The sequence below is a fragment of the Bradyrhizobium sp. genome, assembly GCF_035935975.1.
Classification (GTDB): domain Bacteria; phylum Pseudomonadota; class Alphaproteobacteria; order Rhizobiales; family Xanthobacteraceae; genus Bradyrhizobium.
This window is the reverse complement of record NZ_DASYWN010000038.1, coordinates 214,779-229,847: the sequence shown is the minus strand read 5'-3', so window position 1 is coordinate 229,847 and position 15,069 is coordinate 214,779. Positions and strand designations below refer to the sequence as shown.

Here is a 15,069-nt window from a genome sequence, read left to right as displayed (position 1 = left end):
TGCCTGATCATGGATGGAACCGGCGTTTTGTTCCATCCGTCACCGCATCCCTGCGATTCATTCCGCGCGACGCGCGATCGGTGACGTCACGATCTGGTAGAGGATAATCGCGCCAAACGTCGCCGTGCCGATCCCGCCGATCGTGAACGCGCCGAATTTCAGCGTGAGATCGCCTGCGCCCGCGGTCAGCGCCACGGCGACGGTGATCAGGTTTGCAGGGATCGCGAAGTCGACCTTGTTCTCGACCCAGATCCGGCCCGCCATCGCGGCGATCAATCCGAACAGCACGATCGAGAGGCCACCGATGACGGGCCCCGGGATCGACAGGATCAGCGCGCCGAATTTGGGCGAGAAGCCAAGCAGGATCGAAACCGTGGCGGCGAAGGCGAACAGCAAGGTCGAATAGACCTTGGTCGCCGCCATGACGCCGATGTTCTCGGCATAGGTGGTGACGCCGGTGCCGCCGCCGCAGGCCGCCACGATGGTCGCGAGACTGTCGGCGAACAGCGCGCGGCCGAGATAGGCATCGAGACTGCGGCCCGTCATGGCGCCGACGGCCTTGATGTGCCCGAGATTCTCCGCGACGAGAATGACCGCAACCGGTGCGATCAGGAAGATCGCATCGGCCTGGAAGGTCGGCGCGGTGAAGTTCGGCAGGCCGAACCAGGGCGCCGCCGAGAGTTGCGCGAAGTCGATCGGCTTGCCGAAGCCGAGGCCGTTCGCGAACAACAGGTACAACAGATATCCGCCGATCGCGCCGAGGATGATCGGCAGCCGGCGCCACAGGCCGGGAGCGGCGACCGCAACCACGCCGATCATCAGGACGGTCGCGAGCCCGATCCAGGTCTCGAACGCGTTGGCGCTCACCGCCTTGACCGCGACGGGCGCGAGGTTGAGGCCGATCGCGGCGACCACGGCGCCGGTGACCGCCGGCGGCATCAGCCGCTCGACCCAGCCGACGCCCGCCCACATCACGATCAGCGCGATGACGCCATAGAGCACGCCGGCGCCGACGATGCCGCCGAGCGCAACGGAGAGGTTCGGGTTCGGCCCCTGCCCGGCATAGCCGGTGGCGGCGATGACCACGGCGATGAACGCGAAGCTGGAGCCGAGATAGCTCGGCACGCGTCCGGCGACGATGACGAAGAAGATCAACGTGCCGATGCCGGAGAACAGGACCGCAACGTTGGGATCGAAGCCCATCAGCAGCGGCGCGATGATCGTCGAGCCCGACATTGCGACGCAATGCTGGAGACCGGAGACGATGGTCTGTCCCCATGACAGCCGCTCCTCCGGCATGATCACGCCCGAGGTCTTGAGTCTCCAACGCGGAAAATAGCCCTGTGATTGCTCGTCCGAGCCGGTTGCGATCGTCATGTTCCCCCCAGTTGCGGTGCAGCGATTGATCTTCGTGCGATCCGACAAAAATGTGATTGTCGCTTCTGCGGCGGCCATCACATGATGCGGAACATACAAGATTCAAAATCTTGCAAGATCAATGCGTTCCGGGGCCCACAATATGACACAAGTCGCGATCCAGCCAGCCATCCATCGCCGGCATCAGCCCTGGTACAAGATCCTCTACGTCCAGGTGCTGATCGCGATCGCGCTCGGAGTGCTCATCGGCTATTTCTATCCCGATCTCGGCAAGGCGCTGAAGCCGCTCGGCGACGGCTTCATCGCGCTGATCAAGATGATGATCGCGCCGGTGATCTTCTGCACCGTGGTTCACGGCATCTCCTCGATGGGCGATCTCAAGCGCGTCGGCCGGGTCGGGCTGAAGTCGCTGATCTATTTCGAGACGGTCTCGACTGTCGCGCTCGCGGTCGGCCTTCTGGTCGGCGAGATCCTGCAGCCCGGGCACGGCTTCAACATCGATCCCGCCACGATCGATCCGAAATCGGTCGCGACCTACGTCACCAAGGCCAAGGAAGAAGGCATCGTCGCTCATCTGATGGCGATCATCCCCGACAGCTATGTGGGCGCGATCGCGCGCGGCGACCTGCTGCAGGTGCTGCTGATCTCGATCCTGTCGGGCTTCGCCATCGCCTTCCTCGGCAAGGCCGGAGAGCCGATCGCGGAGGCGATCGACAAGGCGGCAAAAATGTTCTTCGGCATCATCCGCATCATCGTGCGTGTGGCGCCGATCGGCGCGTTCGGCGCGATGGCCTTCACTGTCGGCGCCTACGGCCTCGGCTCGCTGCTCAACCTCGCCGCCCTGATCGGCACGTTCTACCTGACCAGCATGCTGTTCGTGCTGATCGTGCTGGGCTCGATCGCGCGGCTCGCCGGCTTCTCGATCCTGCGCTTCATCGCCTATATCAAGGACGAGCTCTTGATCGTGCTCGGCACCTCGTCGTCGGAGACGGTGCTGCCGCAGATGATCCAGAAGATGGAGCATCTCGGCGCCTCACGCTCGGTGGTCGGCCTCGTGATTCCGACCGGCTACAGCTTCAACCTCGACGGCACCAACATCTACATGACGCTGGCGACGCTGTTCCTGGCGCAGGCGACCAACACGAATCTGACGATCTGGCAGGAGCTCGGCATTCTGGGCATCGCCATGATCACGTCGAAGGGCGCCTCGGGTGTGACCGGTGCCGGCTTCATCACGCTCGCCGCGACGCTCTCGATCGTGCCTGACATTCCGATCCAGTCGATTGCAATCCTGGTCGGCATCGACAAGTTCATGAGCGAGTGCCGGGCGCTGACCAATCTGATCGGCAATGGCGTCGCCTGCGTCGTCATCAGCATCTCCGAAGGCGAGCTCGACCGCGAGGCGCTGCACGAGACCATGGCCCATCCGCTGGAGATGGGCGAAGCGCTGGAACCTGGTGGCGGGGCTGCGTCGTAGGCCGCGGTGCGGGAAGCGCGGCTGAGTTCCGACGCGGTAGTTTCCCGGAATGGTCAATTGCCGCTGCACGCGTCACAACAGCGGCGTTGGGATCACTGATTGATACTCATTCATTCCACCCGACGCGCTGGGGGCAGAGCGTCGGGTTTTTGAAGAATTCCCGCCAGCACTGGCGCATCAGGCCAACTTCTTGGGCTTTGGCCGTGAGACGGCCAAAGCCGCTGGATGCGCCGGTGATCAGAACGATCTTGGTCATCGGATATCTCCTTTGATGTCTGGTCTTGCGGAATCAGATGATCCCGCCATTGGCGCGCAGCACCTGGCCGTTGATCCATGCGCCATCGGGGCCGGCGAGGAACGAGACCGCCGCGGCGACGTCGGTGGGCTGGCCGAGCCGCTCAAGCGGCGCGAGCTTGGCGAGGTGGTCGATCACCTCTCTGGTCTTGCCGTCGAGGAACAGCTTCGTCGCGGTCGGCCCCGGCGCCACGGCGTTCACGGTGATGTTGCGGCCGCGCAGCTCCTTGGAGAGCACATGCGTCATGGCTTCGACCGCCGCCTTGGTCGCGGCATAGACGCCATAGCTCGGAGACAGCAATCCGGTCTGGCTCGAGGACAGGTTGACGATGCGGCCGCCATTGCGCAGCCGGCGTGACGCCTCGCGCAGCGTGTTGAAGGTGCCCTTCAGGTTGATCGCCATCTGGCTGTCGAACAGCGCGTCGTCGGCCTCGGCGATCGCGGCGAGCCGCATGATGCCGGCATTGTTGACGATGACGTCGACACCACCGAAGGCGGCGTCCGCCATGTCGAACATGCGCGCGACCGCAGCGGGGTCGCTGACGTCGGCCTGCGCGGCGACGGCGCGTCCGCCGGCCTTCTCGATCTTGCCGACCAGCGCTTCCGCGTCGGCGGCGCCGCCCGCGTAGTTGATGACGACCGTGAAGCCGTCGCCCGCGAGCCGTTCGGCAATGGCAGCGCCAATGCCGCGCGAGCCACCGGTGACGATTGCGACTTTTCCGTTTGCGTTGGACATTTGCCTTCTCCGTGGTTCCGAGCCGCTCCTTGCGGCTGACACGGAGGAAATTGCCCTTTGCGGGGTCAAAAATAATCTGGCATAAATTGGCATCATTGTTCTGACATTGCGAACAATAGCCATGGACCGTCTGGACGCGATGCGGCTGTTCACGCGCGTGGTCGAGCGCCGCAGCTTCACCCAAGCCGCAAACGACTTCGGCCTGCCGCGTTCGAGCGCGACGCAGGTGATCCACCAGCTCGAACGCCGGCTCGGCGTGCGGCTGCTCCAGCGCACGACGCGGGTGGTCCGCCCGACGCTCGACGGCGAGGCCTACTACCGCCGTTGCCTTGCCATTCTCGAGGACGTCGAGGATGCCGAGGGCGCGTTTTCGGGGACCAAGCCGAAGGGCATGCTGCGCATCGAGGTGCAGGGCACACTGGCGCGGCACTTCCTGATGCCGAACCTGCCGAAGTTCTTCGCGCAATATCCCGACGTCGAGATCACGATGAGCGAGAGCGACCGCTGGGTCGATCTGGTCCAGGAGGGCGTCGACTGCGCGCTGCGCTGGGGCGAGCTCGCCGACAGCGGCCTGATTGCGCGTCGGATGGCGGTGCTCGATCGCGTCACCTGCGCCGCGCCCGCCTATCTGAAGCGCATGGGACGGCCGAAATCGATCGAAGACCTTGCGCGTCACCACATGGTCGGGCTGCGCCGGCTGTCCAGCGGCGATCTCGAGCCGCTGCGGTTTGCCGTCGACGGCAAGCTGCACGACCTTTCGCTGCCCGCGCCATTCTCGGTCACGGGACCGGAGAGCTATCTGTTGGGAACGCGGCTGGGCCTCGGCATCGCGCAGATGCCGCGTTTCCACATTGCCGACGATCTCGCGCGCGGAAGCCTGGTGGCCCTGCTCCCGGATAACCCGCCGCCGTCGGCGCCGGTCTCGCTGATGTATGCGCAGAACAGGCAGCTCACCCCGCGCGTACGCGCCTTCAGCGACTGGCTGGCGCAGGAATTTCGCAAAGACGGCTCATGAAGATGGCGTGGTGTCGATCGCAGAGAGATCGAGCCGGCGCGTCACGCCAATCGCCTCCAGGAACGCCTCGTCGTGACTGACGATGAGCAGCGCACCGTCATAGGCCCGCAAGCCCGCTTCGACGGCTTCGATGGACTCGATGTCGAGATGGTTGGTCGGCTCGTCCAGGATCAGCAGCGATGGTGGTCTCGTCCCGCCGAACACGCAGGCAAGGCCCGCGCGAAGCAGCTGCCCGCCGCTCAGACTGCCGGCGTCCTGCAAGGCTGCATCGGCGCGAAACATGAACCGGGCCAGGGCGGCATGGCACTCATTGGTGCCCGCCATGGGATTGAGACGCCGAAAATTGTCCAGGATGGAGATCACGGGATCGAGCAGGCTGACCTTCTGGTCGAACAACGCGAAGTCAGGCCTGACACGCACGGTGCCCACAAGCGGGGACATCTCGCCGGCAATCAGCTTTAGCAGCGTCGTCTTGCCGGAGCCGTTGTTTCCGACAATCGCGACACGTTCCGGACCGACGATAGTGAGTGACAGATCGCGCAAGACCGGCCGGTCCGGCTGATAGCCGGCACTGACCCGATCGAGCCAGACCACCTCCCGGCCTGCCGGCAGCTGGGTCGAAGGCAGTTTTACGGTGAGCGGCTGAAGAACCTCGATGCGCCGGCGCGCGGTGTCGACCGCATCGAGCGCCTCCGCACGGCGCCGCTCGGCGATCTCTGCGGTCTTGCCGCCGCTATCCTCGCTGCGGCCTTTGCGCGCGCCGGCCAGGATGCGCGGCATGTCGCCCTTGGCGCGCTTCTTCTTCCCAACGCCGTCCTTGCGCGCTTTCCGTTCGGCCGCCTCTTGCGCCTTGCCGTCGATCTCGGACAGGTGCTTCTCGGCATGCGCGAGATCGTGCCTGACTGCGGCAAGCTCGACGGCCTTCTGCGCGCGATATTGGCTCCAATTGCCGCCATAGCGGGTCGCACCGAGCGAGGTCAGCTCCACGATGGCGTCCATCGTCTCGAGCAGGTCCCGGTCATGGCTGACCACGATCGCTCCGCCGCGCCAGGCGGCCAGCAGATCGATCACCGCCTGGCGCCCGTCATGATCGAGATTGTTGGTCGGCTCGTCCAGCAGCAGGAAGTCCGGCTCGGCAAACAGCAGCGCGGCAAGACGAACGCGCGTGAGCTGTCCGCCGGACAAACGGTCCAACTCGGTGTCTAGCGCAATATCGAACCCGACATGGGCCAAGGCCGATGCGAGCCGAGCCTCCAGGGTCCAGTCGGCGTCGGCGACATCCTCGGCCGAGGCATCGCCGCGCTCGGCCCGGCGAAGCAAATCCAGGGCATCGCGCGCGCCGAAGAGATCGACAACCGTCGCACCGGCGCGGAGCCGGGCGTCCTGGCGCAGCAGCCCGACGGTTCCGTTGACGATCACGCGCCCCGACTGCGGAACGTGCTCGTCCGCGATCGCGGCGAGCAACGTCGTCTTGCCGACGCCGTTACGGCCGACAAGGCCGGCGCGCTCCGCGCCGAAGGTCAGATCGATGTTGGAGAGAAGAGAGCGTCCGTCAGGCGTGGACAGCGACAGGCGCGACAGGATGATTGAAGCAGGCATGGAATTCCCCGTGAGCAATGCGGATCGGCGTTGCGGTCGGGGTGAAATCCATGGCTGCGAATATCCCTATTGATGGGGCTCTCTTACTAGTCCCGCAAGGGGGCGAGATCAAGCCGCGGTGCCAAGGACGACGGCCCGGTGAGCGCCGACGTCCCTCGCGGTCCATACACTCAGCCCTTGAGCGCGGTGACGACGACCTCGATCAGCGCGCCGCCGCCGAGATCGGCGACGCCGACGGTGGCGCGGGTCGGCAGATTGTCGCCGAAGAACTCGGTCCAGGCCGCGTCCATCTCCTTCTTCTTGGAGAGGTCCGTGACGAAGATCGAGGCGCTGACGACGCGGCTCTTGTCGGTGCCGGCTTCCTTCAGATAGCCGGCGATCTTGCCGAGGATGTTGCGGGTCTGGTCGCCCATCGAGACCGAGGTGTCGTCGGCGATGGTGCCGCCGACGAAAACGAAGCCGTTGGCTTCGACCGCGCGGTGCATGATGGGCGTGCGGATGCTGCGGGTGATGCTCATGATGTCCTCTTCTTAGAGCGTGGAGGGATGGAAGCGGTCGATGCCGAGATCGCTGACGCGGGTCTGGCTGCCGCCATTGACGATCAGCTCGGCCATCACGGCGCCGGCGCCGGGGCCGAGCTGAAAACCGTGCAGCGAGAAACCGAACTGGTGGTAGAGCCCCCTGTGGCGGCTGCTCGGGCCGAACACGGGAATGTCGTCCTTCATCTTGGCTTCGATGCCGGCCCAGGCGCGGACGATCGTGGCGTTGCGCATCACCGGGAACAGCTCGAACACGGTGCGCGCGCTGATCGCGAGGCTCTTCCAGTCCAGCACCGTCTCGTTGCGATCCTGATAGGGCGTCGCCAGATGGCCGCCGCCGATCAGAACGGTGCCGTTGGAGAACTGCTTGAAGGACAATTTGCGGCCGCGCAGGATCACGACGGGATCGATGAAGTGCGGCACGCGCGAGGTGATCATCAGCATCGGCGCCACGGTCTCGACCGGCACGGGCTCGCCGAGCGCGGCGGCGATCTTGCCGGCCCAGGCGCCGGCGGCATTGACGAGCACCGGTGCAGCAAAGGTCTCGGTCCCGACATCGACATGCCAGAGGCCGTCGTTGTAGCGGATGTTGCTGGCGGCCACGCCTTCGCGCACGGTGGCGCCTAACTGTTCGGCCTTGCGGCGGAACGCCGTCGTCGTCTGCGCCGGATTGGCCGCGCCGTCGCGGCGCGAGACCACGCCGCCGGGACAGGTCTCGGCGACCGCCGGCACGAGGCGCCGCAACTCAGCGGCGTCGATCAGCTCTTCATGGGTGAAGCCGAGCGCGTTGAGCTCGGCGACGCGCGCGCGGCAGACCGCGAGCTCCTCCTCATTCTCCGCGACCAGCACCTGACCATGGCTCTCGAAGCTGCAATCGTCGTCGAGGAGGTCCTTGATCTTCTCCCAGATCCCCATCGAGCGGATCGAGAGCGGGATTTCGGGGATGTGCCGCGCGAGCTGACGCACGCCGCCGGCATTGACGCCGGAGGCGTGGCGGCCGGCGTAATCTTTCTCGATCAGCACCGGTTTCAGGCCGGCGAGGCACAGATGCAGCGTCGTCGAGCATCCGTGGATGCCGCCGCCAATGACGATCGCATCCACATTCCTGGTCATCCGCGCACCACGGCCTTGATGTCGGCCTCGCTCTTCGGGACGGCGGCGAGCTCGGCGAGCGTGATCGGCTTCACCGGCGCGCGCAGCCGGTAATAGCCGATCTCCTGCGGAGTCTTGCCGCGCGCCTGCGCCATCAGCTCGGTGACGGTGAGGCCGCAGAGCCGGCCCTGGCAGGGGCCCATGCCGGTGCGGCGATAGGCCTTGAGCTGGTTCGGCCCGGTCGCGCCGATCGCAACGGAATCGAGAACGTCCTTTGCCGTGACCTCCTCGCAGCGGCAGACGATGGTGTCGCCCGAGGGAATACGGAATTGCGGCGCGGGGCGGAACAGTGTGTCGAGGAAGACGCGGCCACGCTCGGCCTTGGCGAGATCGGACCGCAGCGTCACCATTGGCGCAAGCTTCGCGGCAGACGCCGGCGCCAGCGCCTCGACCGCGGCGCGGGCGGCGATGCGGCCACGGACCACAGCCGCATTGGCGCCGCCGATGCCCGCGCCATCACCAGCAATCGCGATGCCGGCAACCGACGAACTGCCGCTCGCGTCCAGCACCGGCGACCAGCATAGTTGCAGATCGTCCCAGCGATGCTCGATGCCTGCGGACATCGCCAGGTTGACGTTGGGCACGACGCCCTGATGCAGCAGCAACAGATCCGCAGGAAGGGTCTCGCGCTTGCCGCCCGCGACATAGCTGACGCTCGCAAGCTGGCCGTCACCGGATGCCGCAAGCTCGGTGACGCCGGAGACGACCTGCACCTTGGCTTTCACCTCGCGCATCATCGACAGGCCTTTGGCGAAATAGGGCGAGGTCAGGAACGCGAACGCGTGCGGCAGCGCCGCGAAATAATTGCCGCGCTCGGTGGTGTCGAGGACGCGGTCGATGCGGCCGCCGAGGCGCAGGATCTGCGCGGCGAGCAGCCAGAGCAACGGCCCCTGCCCGGCGATCACGGTGCGTCCATCCGGCACCAGCGCCGACGATTTCAGCATCGTCTGCGCGGCACCCGCGGTCATCACGCCCGGCAGGGTCCAGCCGGGAATCGGGAACGGACGTTCCAGCGCGCCGGTCGCAAGGATCACGCGCTTCGCCTTGACGAAGGCGGACGCGCCGCCGATCGAGATGGCGATATCGAGATTGCGATCGAGGCTCCAGACCGTTGCACGGTGGATGACCTCGGCGCTGCTCGCGCGCAGCGCCTGCACGAGATCGGCGCCCACCCAGTAGTCGGCGCCGAGCTGGTTGCGGTCGGTCACGGGCGTGGACGAGATGGCGCGGAACACCTGGCCGCCCGGACCGATGTTCTCGTCGAGCAGCAGCGTCGTGAGACCAGCTTCCGCGGAGGTCGCGGCAGCGGCAAGGCCTGCAGGCCCCGCACCGATCACCACGACGTCATAGTCTTCGCGCTTGGGAGCCACAGTCATTTTCCGATCTCCCGCTTGCCCTTCTGAATCTCGATCTGCATGCCCTCGGCGACGGGCACGAGGCAGCCCTGACGATTGCCGACACCGTCAATGGTGACGAGGCAGTCGAAGCACACGCCCATCATGCAATAGGGCAGACGCGGCGCGCCACTGACTGCCGTCGAACGCCGCGCGTCCTGACCGGACGCCAGTAGTGCAGCGGACACGGTGTCGCCCTGGCGCGCCGCGACGGCCACGCCGTCGACGAAGATCTGCACTTGCGGGCGTTTGTCCTGTTCGGATCGTCTAAACATGGGATGCCTCTTGGCTCCTTGATATCTCTAGTAACCGCTGTTGTTCGCGGCGCCCGCGCCGCCGAAGCGGCTGGCGGAGAACGCGCCGACCAGCTCCGGCTCGAGCGCGCCCTGCGCAACCATGCGCGCGATCTCGAAGGCGTGGTTGGAGGCGAGCGTCACGCCGGAATGACAGCAGGCGACGAAGGCGCCGGGATGCGTCTCCGACTGGTCGTAGATCGGAAAGCCGTCCTGCGGCATGACGCGGATGCCGGCCCAGCTCCTGACCACGTTGAGCCGTGACAGATGCGGGAACATGCGCTGCGCGCGGTCGGTCATGACAGCGCTGATCGAATGCTTCAGCGTTCGATCATCCAGCTCGTCCTCCTTGCTGTCGCCGATCATCACCGTGCCCTCGTCGGTCTGGCGGATCGTGGTCAGCGGATGCGGCAGGAACGGCATGGTGCGTTCGGTCACCACGATCTGCCCGCGGGTCGGGCCCATCGGCGCGTAGAGGCCGACCATCGGCGCGAGCGTCTGGTTGGCGTTGCCGGCTGCGAGCACAACCTTGGCGGCGCGCACCTCACCCTTCGGCGTGGTCAGGCGGAGTTCGCCGCCGCTCTTGCTGATCGCCGAAACCGGCTGCTCCGGGAAATAGTCGATGCCGAACGCCTTGAAGCCGGTATGGAAGGCGCGGAAGGTGCGCAGCGAATTGACGTGGCCGTCGAGCGGGCAATAGCTGCCGCCGGAGACTTCCGGGCCGATCAGCGGCAGCGACTTCTTCACCTCGGATGCCGAGAGCATCTCCATCTTGTAGTCGGCAGAGCCGGTCTGGTTGTGCATGCGCTTGACGAGCTCAGTGCGCTGACCGAATTCGTCGTCGCCGAGCGTCAGATGGAAGCCGCCGTTCTGCTGCAGGGAAACGTCGAGGCCGGTCTGCTGCTTCAGCTCCGAGGCGAGCCGGCCCCAGGCTTCCGATGCCCGCACGGTCCAGACCGTATAGGCGGGCATGCCGAGCCCCTTGCTCTGCACCCACACCAGCGCAAAGTTCGCGCGCGAGGCGCGCTTGGTGATGTCGCCTTCGTCGAGCACGGCCACGCGCTTGCCGAGCCTTCCGAGGCCCCAGGCAATGGCGGAGCCGAGCAGTCCGCCGCCGACAACGGCGACGTCGTATTCCCTGGACATGGGTTCTCCTATCGTCCCGTATCGCCCTTGCCGGCGAGCACACGGTCGAGCCCGTAGAAGCGGTCGAGCAGAATGAGGGCGGTCATGGTGATCGCGATCACGCAGGCCGAGACCGACGTCACCAGCGGATCGATGTTGTCCTGGATATAAAGGAACATGCGCACCGGCAACGTCTCGGTGCCGGGTGCCGCAAGGAAGACGGTCATGGTGAGATCGTCGAAGGACTGGATGAAGGCGAGCGCCCAGCCGCTGATGACGCCGGGCAGGATCAGCGGCAAGGTCACGCGGCGGAACAGCGTCCAGCCGCCGGCGCCGAGCGAGACCGCGGCCATCTCGACCGTGCGGTCCATGCCGGTCGCGGCCGCCAGCGTCAGCCGCAGCGCGAACGGAAACACGATGATGACATGCGCGATGATCAGCGCGGCAAAGCTGCCGCCGAGGCCGGCCGAGGTGAAGAAGCGCAGGAAGGCGATGCCGAGCACGACATGCGGGATCATCAGCGGCGACAGGAACAGCGCCGCCAGCGCATCACGCCCGCGAAAGCGATAGCGCGCGATCGCCAGCGCCGCCGGCACTGCGAACAGCAGCGCCACGAAGGACGACAGCGCGCCGAGACCCAAGCTGACCCAGAAGGCGTGGATGAACTCGGGATAGTTGCCTATCGCCCTGAACCAGCGCAGCGAAAAGCCGTTGGACGGCAGTGACAGAAATCCTTCGGGCGTAAAGGCGACGAGGCAGACCACCAGGATTGGCGCCACCATCACGATGACGAAGATGGTGTGGAAGATCAGCGCGAGCGGACCGTTCTGCCTCATCGGAACACCTCGGCGTAGCGGCGTTCGATCAGGGCATTGCTGCCGACCACGATCAGCACCAGCGCGACCAGCAGCAGTGTCGCGACCGCCGCTCCCAGCGGCCAGTTCAGCGTATTCAGGAATTCGTCATAGGCGAGCGTCGCCGCGACCTTGAGCCGGCGGCCGCCGATGATCGCGGGCGTCGCAAAGGCGCTGGCCGACAGCGAAAACACGATGATCGCGCCCGACAGCACGCCCGGCATGATCTGCGGCATGATGATGCGGCGGATGATGGTCACGGGCCCGGCGCCAAGCGACATCGCGGCATTCTCGATCTGCGGATCGAGCCGCTGCAGCGCCGCCCACACCGACAGCACCATGAACGGCATCATCACATGCGCGAGCGCGACCACCATGCCGGTTTCGGTGAACATGAAGGGGATGGGGGAGCGGATCGCGCCGAGCGACATCAAGAGCTTGTTGACGAGGCCGTTATTGCCGCCGAACAGCAGTGCCCAGCCGAGCGTGCGCGCCACCACCGAGATCAGCAGCGGCCCGAGAATGACCAGCAGGAAGAAGCTCTTCCAGCGGCCGCTCATGCGGTTGAGGATGTAGGCCTCGGGCGCACCAAGCAGCGCGGTGAGCAGCGTGGTCAGGATCGCGATCCGAAAGGTCCGCCAGAACATCTCGGCGTAATAGGGATCGGTCGCGATCTCATGCCAGTTCTTGAGGATGAAGACCGGCTCGATGCCCTTGTACTGGCCCCAGTCGTGGAACGACAACATCACAGTCATCGCCAGCGGAATCAGCAGCACGCCGACGAACAGCATCAAGGCGGGCGCGGTCAGCGCCCAGGGCGCACGCGCGACGCGCTCCTCGGCAGCCGCGCTCATGCGCCGGCCCTCGCGCGCACGCTCATGTCCTCGGGCCGCCAGGCGAGGCGAACGGCCTCGCCTTCGGCCGGCTGCGCCGTGCCGTTATTCTGGCGGATCACGATCGCCGGGCCGCATTCGCTGTCGCACTGGAACAGCCAGTGATTGCCCTGGAAGATGCGCGTGACGATCTTTGCGCTGAGGCCGGCATCGCCGAAGCCGATTCGCTCGGGGCGGATGCTGACGGTGACAGGACCGCTCAGCCCGGCCGGCGCCGGCGCGCTCCAGGAACCCGCCACGAGTTGCGTGGGCGTAACGGTCCGATCAATGGTCCCGGCGAAATCGTTGGTCTTGCCCAGGAACTGAGAGACGAAGGCCGAGGCCGGCTTCTCATAGGTTTCCTGCGGCGTGCCGATCTGCTCGATCTTGCCCTGGCTCATCACCACGATGCGGTCGGACAGCGACATCGCCTCGTTCTGGTCGTGGGTGACGAGAATCGTGGTGGTGCCGATGGTGCGCTGGATCTGCCGCAGCTCGATCTGCATCTCCTCGCGCAGCTTTGCGTCGAGGTTCGACAGCGGCTCGTCGAGCAGAAGCACGCTCGGCTTGATCACCAGCGCGCGCGCCAGAGCGACGCGCTGCTGCTGGCCGCCGGACATGCGGCGGGGATGGCGGTCCTCGTAACCGGCGAGGCCCACCATTGCCAGTGCGGCACGCACGCGCTCGGCCCGCTCGCTGCGCGGGACGTTGCGCATCTCGAGACCGAACGCGACGTTCTCCGCCGCCGTCATATGCGGAAACAGCGCGTAGCTCTGGAACACGATGCCGAGCCCGCGCTTGGCCGGATGGATCGCGGTCAAATCCTTGCCCTCCAGGCGGATCGCACCGCGCGTGGGATCGAGGAAGCCCGCGATCATCTGCAGAGTCGTGGTCTTGCCGCAGCCGGAGGGGCCAAGGAAGGAGATGAACTCCCCCTTGCCCACCGCGAGACTGAAGTCGTCGACCACAGTCTGCGCGCCGAACTGCTTGGCGACCCGATCGAGCTCGAGAAAGGCCATGACGCTGTCTCCGCGAACGTTCAGATCAACGCTCGACCTCGCGGTTCCAGCGCTTGGTCCACTCCTCGCGCTTCTCGTTGATGACGGTCCAGTCCGGATTATAGAGCTTGGCCGCGCGCTCGCCGATCGGAGCCATCTTGCCGAGTTCCGGCGGTACCTTCAGCGATTTCAGCACCGGGCCGTAGCCGTAGTCCTTGAGCATCACGAGCTGGATTTTTGGATCGAGCAGCATCTTCACGAAGCTCGACGCCAGCGGCGAGGCGTTCGGCTTGGTGATCGGACAGGCCGTCGTCAGCAGCGTCGCGGCGCCTTCCTTCGGGTAGACGAAGTCGACGGGGAAGCCGGTGTTGGCAAAGCTCTGCACGCGGCCGGTGCCCCACACCGCGATGACGGCCTGACCGGACTGGAACAGCTCGGTCATCTTGCCCGGCGACGGCTCATAGGCGAGCACGTTCGGATTGATCTGCTCCTTGAAGATCTTGAAGCCCGAATCGACGTTGGACTCGCCGCCGCCGTTCATCTTCGACAGCATCACCAGCGCTTCGAGACCGTAGGTGTTGTTGATCGGCGGGATCACGAGCTGCTTGGCGTATTTCGTGTCCTTCAGATCGTTCCACGAGGTCGGCGGCGCCCAGCCTTTCTCGGCGAACACCTTGGTGTTGTACATCAGGCCGGTGGCGACGATGCCGATCGCAACGGCGCGATCGTCCTTGAAGCGCGCGGTGTCGTAGAGATCGGCCGGAAGACCATCGAGCTTGCCGCAGAATCCGAGCTGGATCGCCTGGTACATCGGGCCGTCATCGACGATGGCGACGTCGATCTGCTGGTTGCCCTTCTGCGCCTGGAGCTTGGCCAGCGTGTCGGTGGAGTTGCCGGCGACGTACTCGACCTTGACGCCGTTCTCCTTCTCGAAGGCCGGGATCACCTCGTCGCGGATCGTCTTCTCGAACGAGCCGCCGTAGCCGGCGACATAGAGCGTCTTTTGCTGGGCCGAGGCGGCCGACGGGACGGCAATGAGCGCCGCGATGCTGGCCGCTGTCAGAAGGCGAAGAGTCTTCATGTGGTCCGATCTCCATACCGGAATGAGGTGACGTGCCGACAAATCTCAGACTGAGGCGCCTTCCGCATTTCCTTCCGCGCAAGCCCTCTCCGGACAGGGCTCCGGCCCCCGTGCGGCGGGTTTTGGCGCGATCTGGAGGTTTGAACCCCTCCAATCTGCCGAAAAAGCAGGCTGTCTCCAGTCCTGATGAAAAAGATCGCAACCTATACTTCCATCGTCCAATGAATAATGGCACCATCTGGATGCCGAAATGTTATGAATGG

Annotated in this window: 15 protein-coding genes; 2 read left to right on the top strand and 13 right to left on the bottom strand. The window is 65.6% G+C overall.

The window, feature by feature from the left end:
• Positions 1-57: 57 nt before the first annotated feature.
• Entirely contained in the window at positions 58-1,377 is a 1,320-nt protein-coding gene (locus tag VGR99_RS21595; protein WP_326901179.1) for a solute carrier family 23 protein, read from the bottom strand.
• A 142-nt stretch (positions 1,378-1,519) separates the two neighbouring features.
• Here VGR99_RS21595 and VGR99_RS21590 point away from each other — a divergent pair, with 142 nt between their 5' ends.
• Positions 1,520-2,854: a dicarboxylate/amino acid:cation symporter gene (locus VGR99_RS21590; RefSeq protein ID WP_326901178.1), complete on the top strand. Its 1,335-nt coding sequence runs from the start codon at positions 1,520-1,522 to the stop codon at positions 2,852-2,854.
• A 106-nt stretch (positions 2,855-2,960) separates the two neighbouring features.
• On the opposite strand, the gene VGR99_RS21585 is transcribed toward VGR99_RS21590, so the two are convergent.
• Together VGR99_RS21585 and VGR99_RS21580 are read right to left on the bottom strand one after the other, a co-directional pair.
• The gene (locus VGR99_RS21585; RefSeq protein ID WP_326901177.1) at positions 2,961-3,110 is read right to left on the bottom strand and encodes a hypothetical protein; all 150 of its coding nucleotides are present in this window, start codon (positions 3,108-3,110) and stop codon (positions 2,961-2,963) included.
• Between the two features lie 33 nt (positions 3,111-3,143).
• Entirely contained in the window at positions 3,144-3,884 is a 741-nt protein-coding gene (locus VGR99_RS21580; protein ID WP_326901175.1) for an SDR family oxidoreductase, read from the bottom strand.
• A gap of 121 nt (positions 3,885-4,005) precedes the next feature.
• Between VGR99_RS21580 and VGR99_RS21575 the strand changes: the two genes are divergently transcribed.
• Positions 4,006-4,899 (top strand): LysR family transcriptional regulator, encoded by an 894-nt coding sequence (locus tag VGR99_RS21575; protein ID WP_326901173.1) that lies wholly within the window; start codon positions 4,006-4,008, stop codon positions 4,897-4,899.
• Here VGR99_RS21575 and VGR99_RS21570 read toward each other — a convergent pair.
• The 10 genes from VGR99_RS21570 to VGR99_RS21525 form a co-directional block, all read right to left on the bottom strand.
• A complete protein-coding gene (locus VGR99_RS21570) occupies positions 4,894-6,498 on the bottom strand; it encodes an ABC-F family ATP-binding cassette domain-containing protein (RefSeq protein ID WP_326901172.1) in 1,605 nt (534 codons plus the stop codon). The two genes, VGR99_RS21575 and VGR99_RS21570, sit on opposite strands and share 6 nt — an antisense overlap.
• 170 nt (positions 6,499-6,668) lie before the next feature.
• Positions 6,669-7,016 (bottom strand): RidA family protein, encoded by a 348-nt coding sequence (locus VGR99_RS21565; protein WP_018641632.1) that lies wholly within the window; start codon positions 7,014-7,016, stop codon positions 6,669-6,671.
• Between the two features lie 12 nt (positions 7,017-7,028).
• Positions 7,029-8,150 carry an FAD-dependent oxidoreductase gene (locus tag VGR99_RS21560; RefSeq protein ID WP_326901168.1) on the bottom strand — a complete coding sequence of 374 codons (1,122 nt, stop codon included), beginning with the start codon at positions 8,148-8,150 and terminating at the stop codon, positions 7,029-7,031.
• Complete coding sequence (locus VGR99_RS21555) at positions 8,147-9,565, bottom strand: NAD(P)/FAD-dependent oxidoreductase (protein ID WP_326901167.1); 1,419 nt, start codon at positions 9,563-9,565, stop codon at positions 8,147-8,149. The genes VGR99_RS21560 and VGR99_RS21555 overlap by 4 nt, the downstream gene beginning before the upstream one ends.
• Positions 9,562-9,858, bottom strand: a complete 297-nt coding sequence (locus tag VGR99_RS21550; RefSeq protein ID WP_212298280.1) for a (2Fe-2S)-binding protein — start codon at positions 9,856-9,858, stop codon at positions 9,562-9,564. Before VGR99_RS21550 ends, VGR99_RS21555 begins: the two co-directional genes overlap by 4 nt.
• 27 nt (positions 9,859-9,885) lie before the next feature.
• Positions 9,886-11,022 carry an FAD-dependent oxidoreductase gene (locus tag VGR99_RS21545; RefSeq protein ID WP_326901166.1) on the bottom strand — a complete coding sequence of 379 codons (1,137 nt, stop codon included), beginning with the start codon at positions 11,020-11,022 and terminating at the stop codon, positions 9,886-9,888.
• Between the two features lie 8 nt (positions 11,023-11,030).
• Positions 11,031-11,837, bottom strand: coding sequence for an ABC transporter permease (locus tag VGR99_RS21540; protein ID WP_326901164.1), 807 nt, complete (start codon positions 11,835-11,837; stop codon positions 11,031-11,033).
• Positions 11,834-12,709: an ABC transporter permease gene (locus VGR99_RS21535; RefSeq protein ID WP_326901163.1), complete on the bottom strand. Its 876-nt coding sequence runs from the start codon at positions 12,707-12,709 to the stop codon at positions 11,834-11,836. The genes VGR99_RS21540 and VGR99_RS21535 overlap by 4 nt, the downstream gene beginning before the upstream one ends.
• Entirely contained in the window at positions 12,706-13,746 is a 1,041-nt protein-coding gene (locus VGR99_RS21530) for an ABC transporter ATP-binding protein (protein WP_326901162.1), read from the bottom strand. Before VGR99_RS21530 ends, VGR99_RS21535 begins: the two co-directional genes overlap by 4 nt.
• A gap of 25 nt (positions 13,747-13,771) precedes the next feature.
• Positions 13,772-14,806 (bottom strand): ABC transporter substrate-binding protein, encoded by a 1,035-nt coding sequence (locus VGR99_RS21525; RefSeq protein WP_326901161.1) that lies wholly within the window; start codon positions 14,804-14,806, stop codon positions 13,772-13,774.
• Positions 14,807-15,069: the final 263 nt, after the last annotated feature.

Bases quoted from the DNA above. Each gene is read 5' to 3' on its own strand.
- VGR99_RS21535 (WP_326901163.1), bottom strand. From the start codon at position 12,709: ATGAGCGCGGCTGCCGAGGAGCGCGTCGCGCGTGCGCCCTGGGCGCTG.
- VGR99_RS21570 (WP_326901172.1), bottom strand. From the start codon at position 6,498: ATGCCTGCTTCAATCATCCTGTCGCGCCTGTCGCTGTCCACGCCTGAC.
- VGR99_RS21590 (WP_326901178.1), top strand. From the start codon at position 1,520: ATGACACAAGTCGCGATCCAGCCAGCCATCCATCGCCGGCATCAGCCC.
- VGR99_RS21565 (WP_018641632.1), bottom strand. From the start codon at position 7,016: ATGAGCATCACCCGCAGCATCCGCACGCCCATCATGCACCGCGCGGTC.
- VGR99_RS21550 (WP_212298280.1), bottom strand. From the start codon at position 9,858: ATGTTTAGACGATCCGAACAGGACAAACGCCCGCAAGTGCAGATCTTC.
- VGR99_RS21585 (WP_326901177.1), bottom strand. From the start codon at position 3,110: ATGACCAAGATCGTTCTGATCACCGGCGCATCCAGCGGCTTTGGCCGT.
- VGR99_RS21595 (WP_326901179.1), bottom strand. From the start codon at position 1,377: ATGACGATCGCAACCGGCTCGGACGAGCAATCACAGGGCTATTTTCCG.
- VGR99_RS21525 (WP_326901161.1), bottom strand. From the start codon at position 14,806: ATGAAGACTCTTCGCCTTCTGACAGCGGCCAGCATCGCGGCGCTCATT.
- VGR99_RS21575 (WP_326901173.1), top strand. From the start codon at position 4,006: ATGGACCGTCTGGACGCGATGCGGCTGTTCACGCGCGTGGTCGAGCGC.
- VGR99_RS21540 (WP_326901164.1), bottom strand. From the start codon at position 11,837: ATGAGGCAGAACGGTCCGCTCGCGCTGATCTTCCACACCATCTTCGTC.
- VGR99_RS21580 (WP_326901175.1), bottom strand. From the start codon at position 3,884: ATGTCCAACGCAAACGGAAAAGTCGCAATCGTCACCGGTGGCTCGCGC.
- VGR99_RS21530 (WP_326901162.1), bottom strand. From the start codon at position 13,746: ATGGCCTTTCTCGAGCTCGATCGGGTCGCCAAGCAGTTCGGCGCGCAG.
- VGR99_RS21545 (WP_326901166.1), bottom strand. From the start codon at position 11,022: ATGTCCAGGGAATACGACGTCGCCGTTGTCGGCGGCGGACTGCTCGGC.
- VGR99_RS21555 (WP_326901167.1), bottom strand. From the start codon at position 9,565: ATGACTGTGGCTCCCAAGCGCGAAGACTATGACGTCGTGGTGATCGGT.
- VGR99_RS21560 (WP_326901168.1), bottom strand. From the start codon at position 8,150: ATGACCAGGAATGTGGATGCGATCGTCATTGGCGGCGGCATCCACGGA.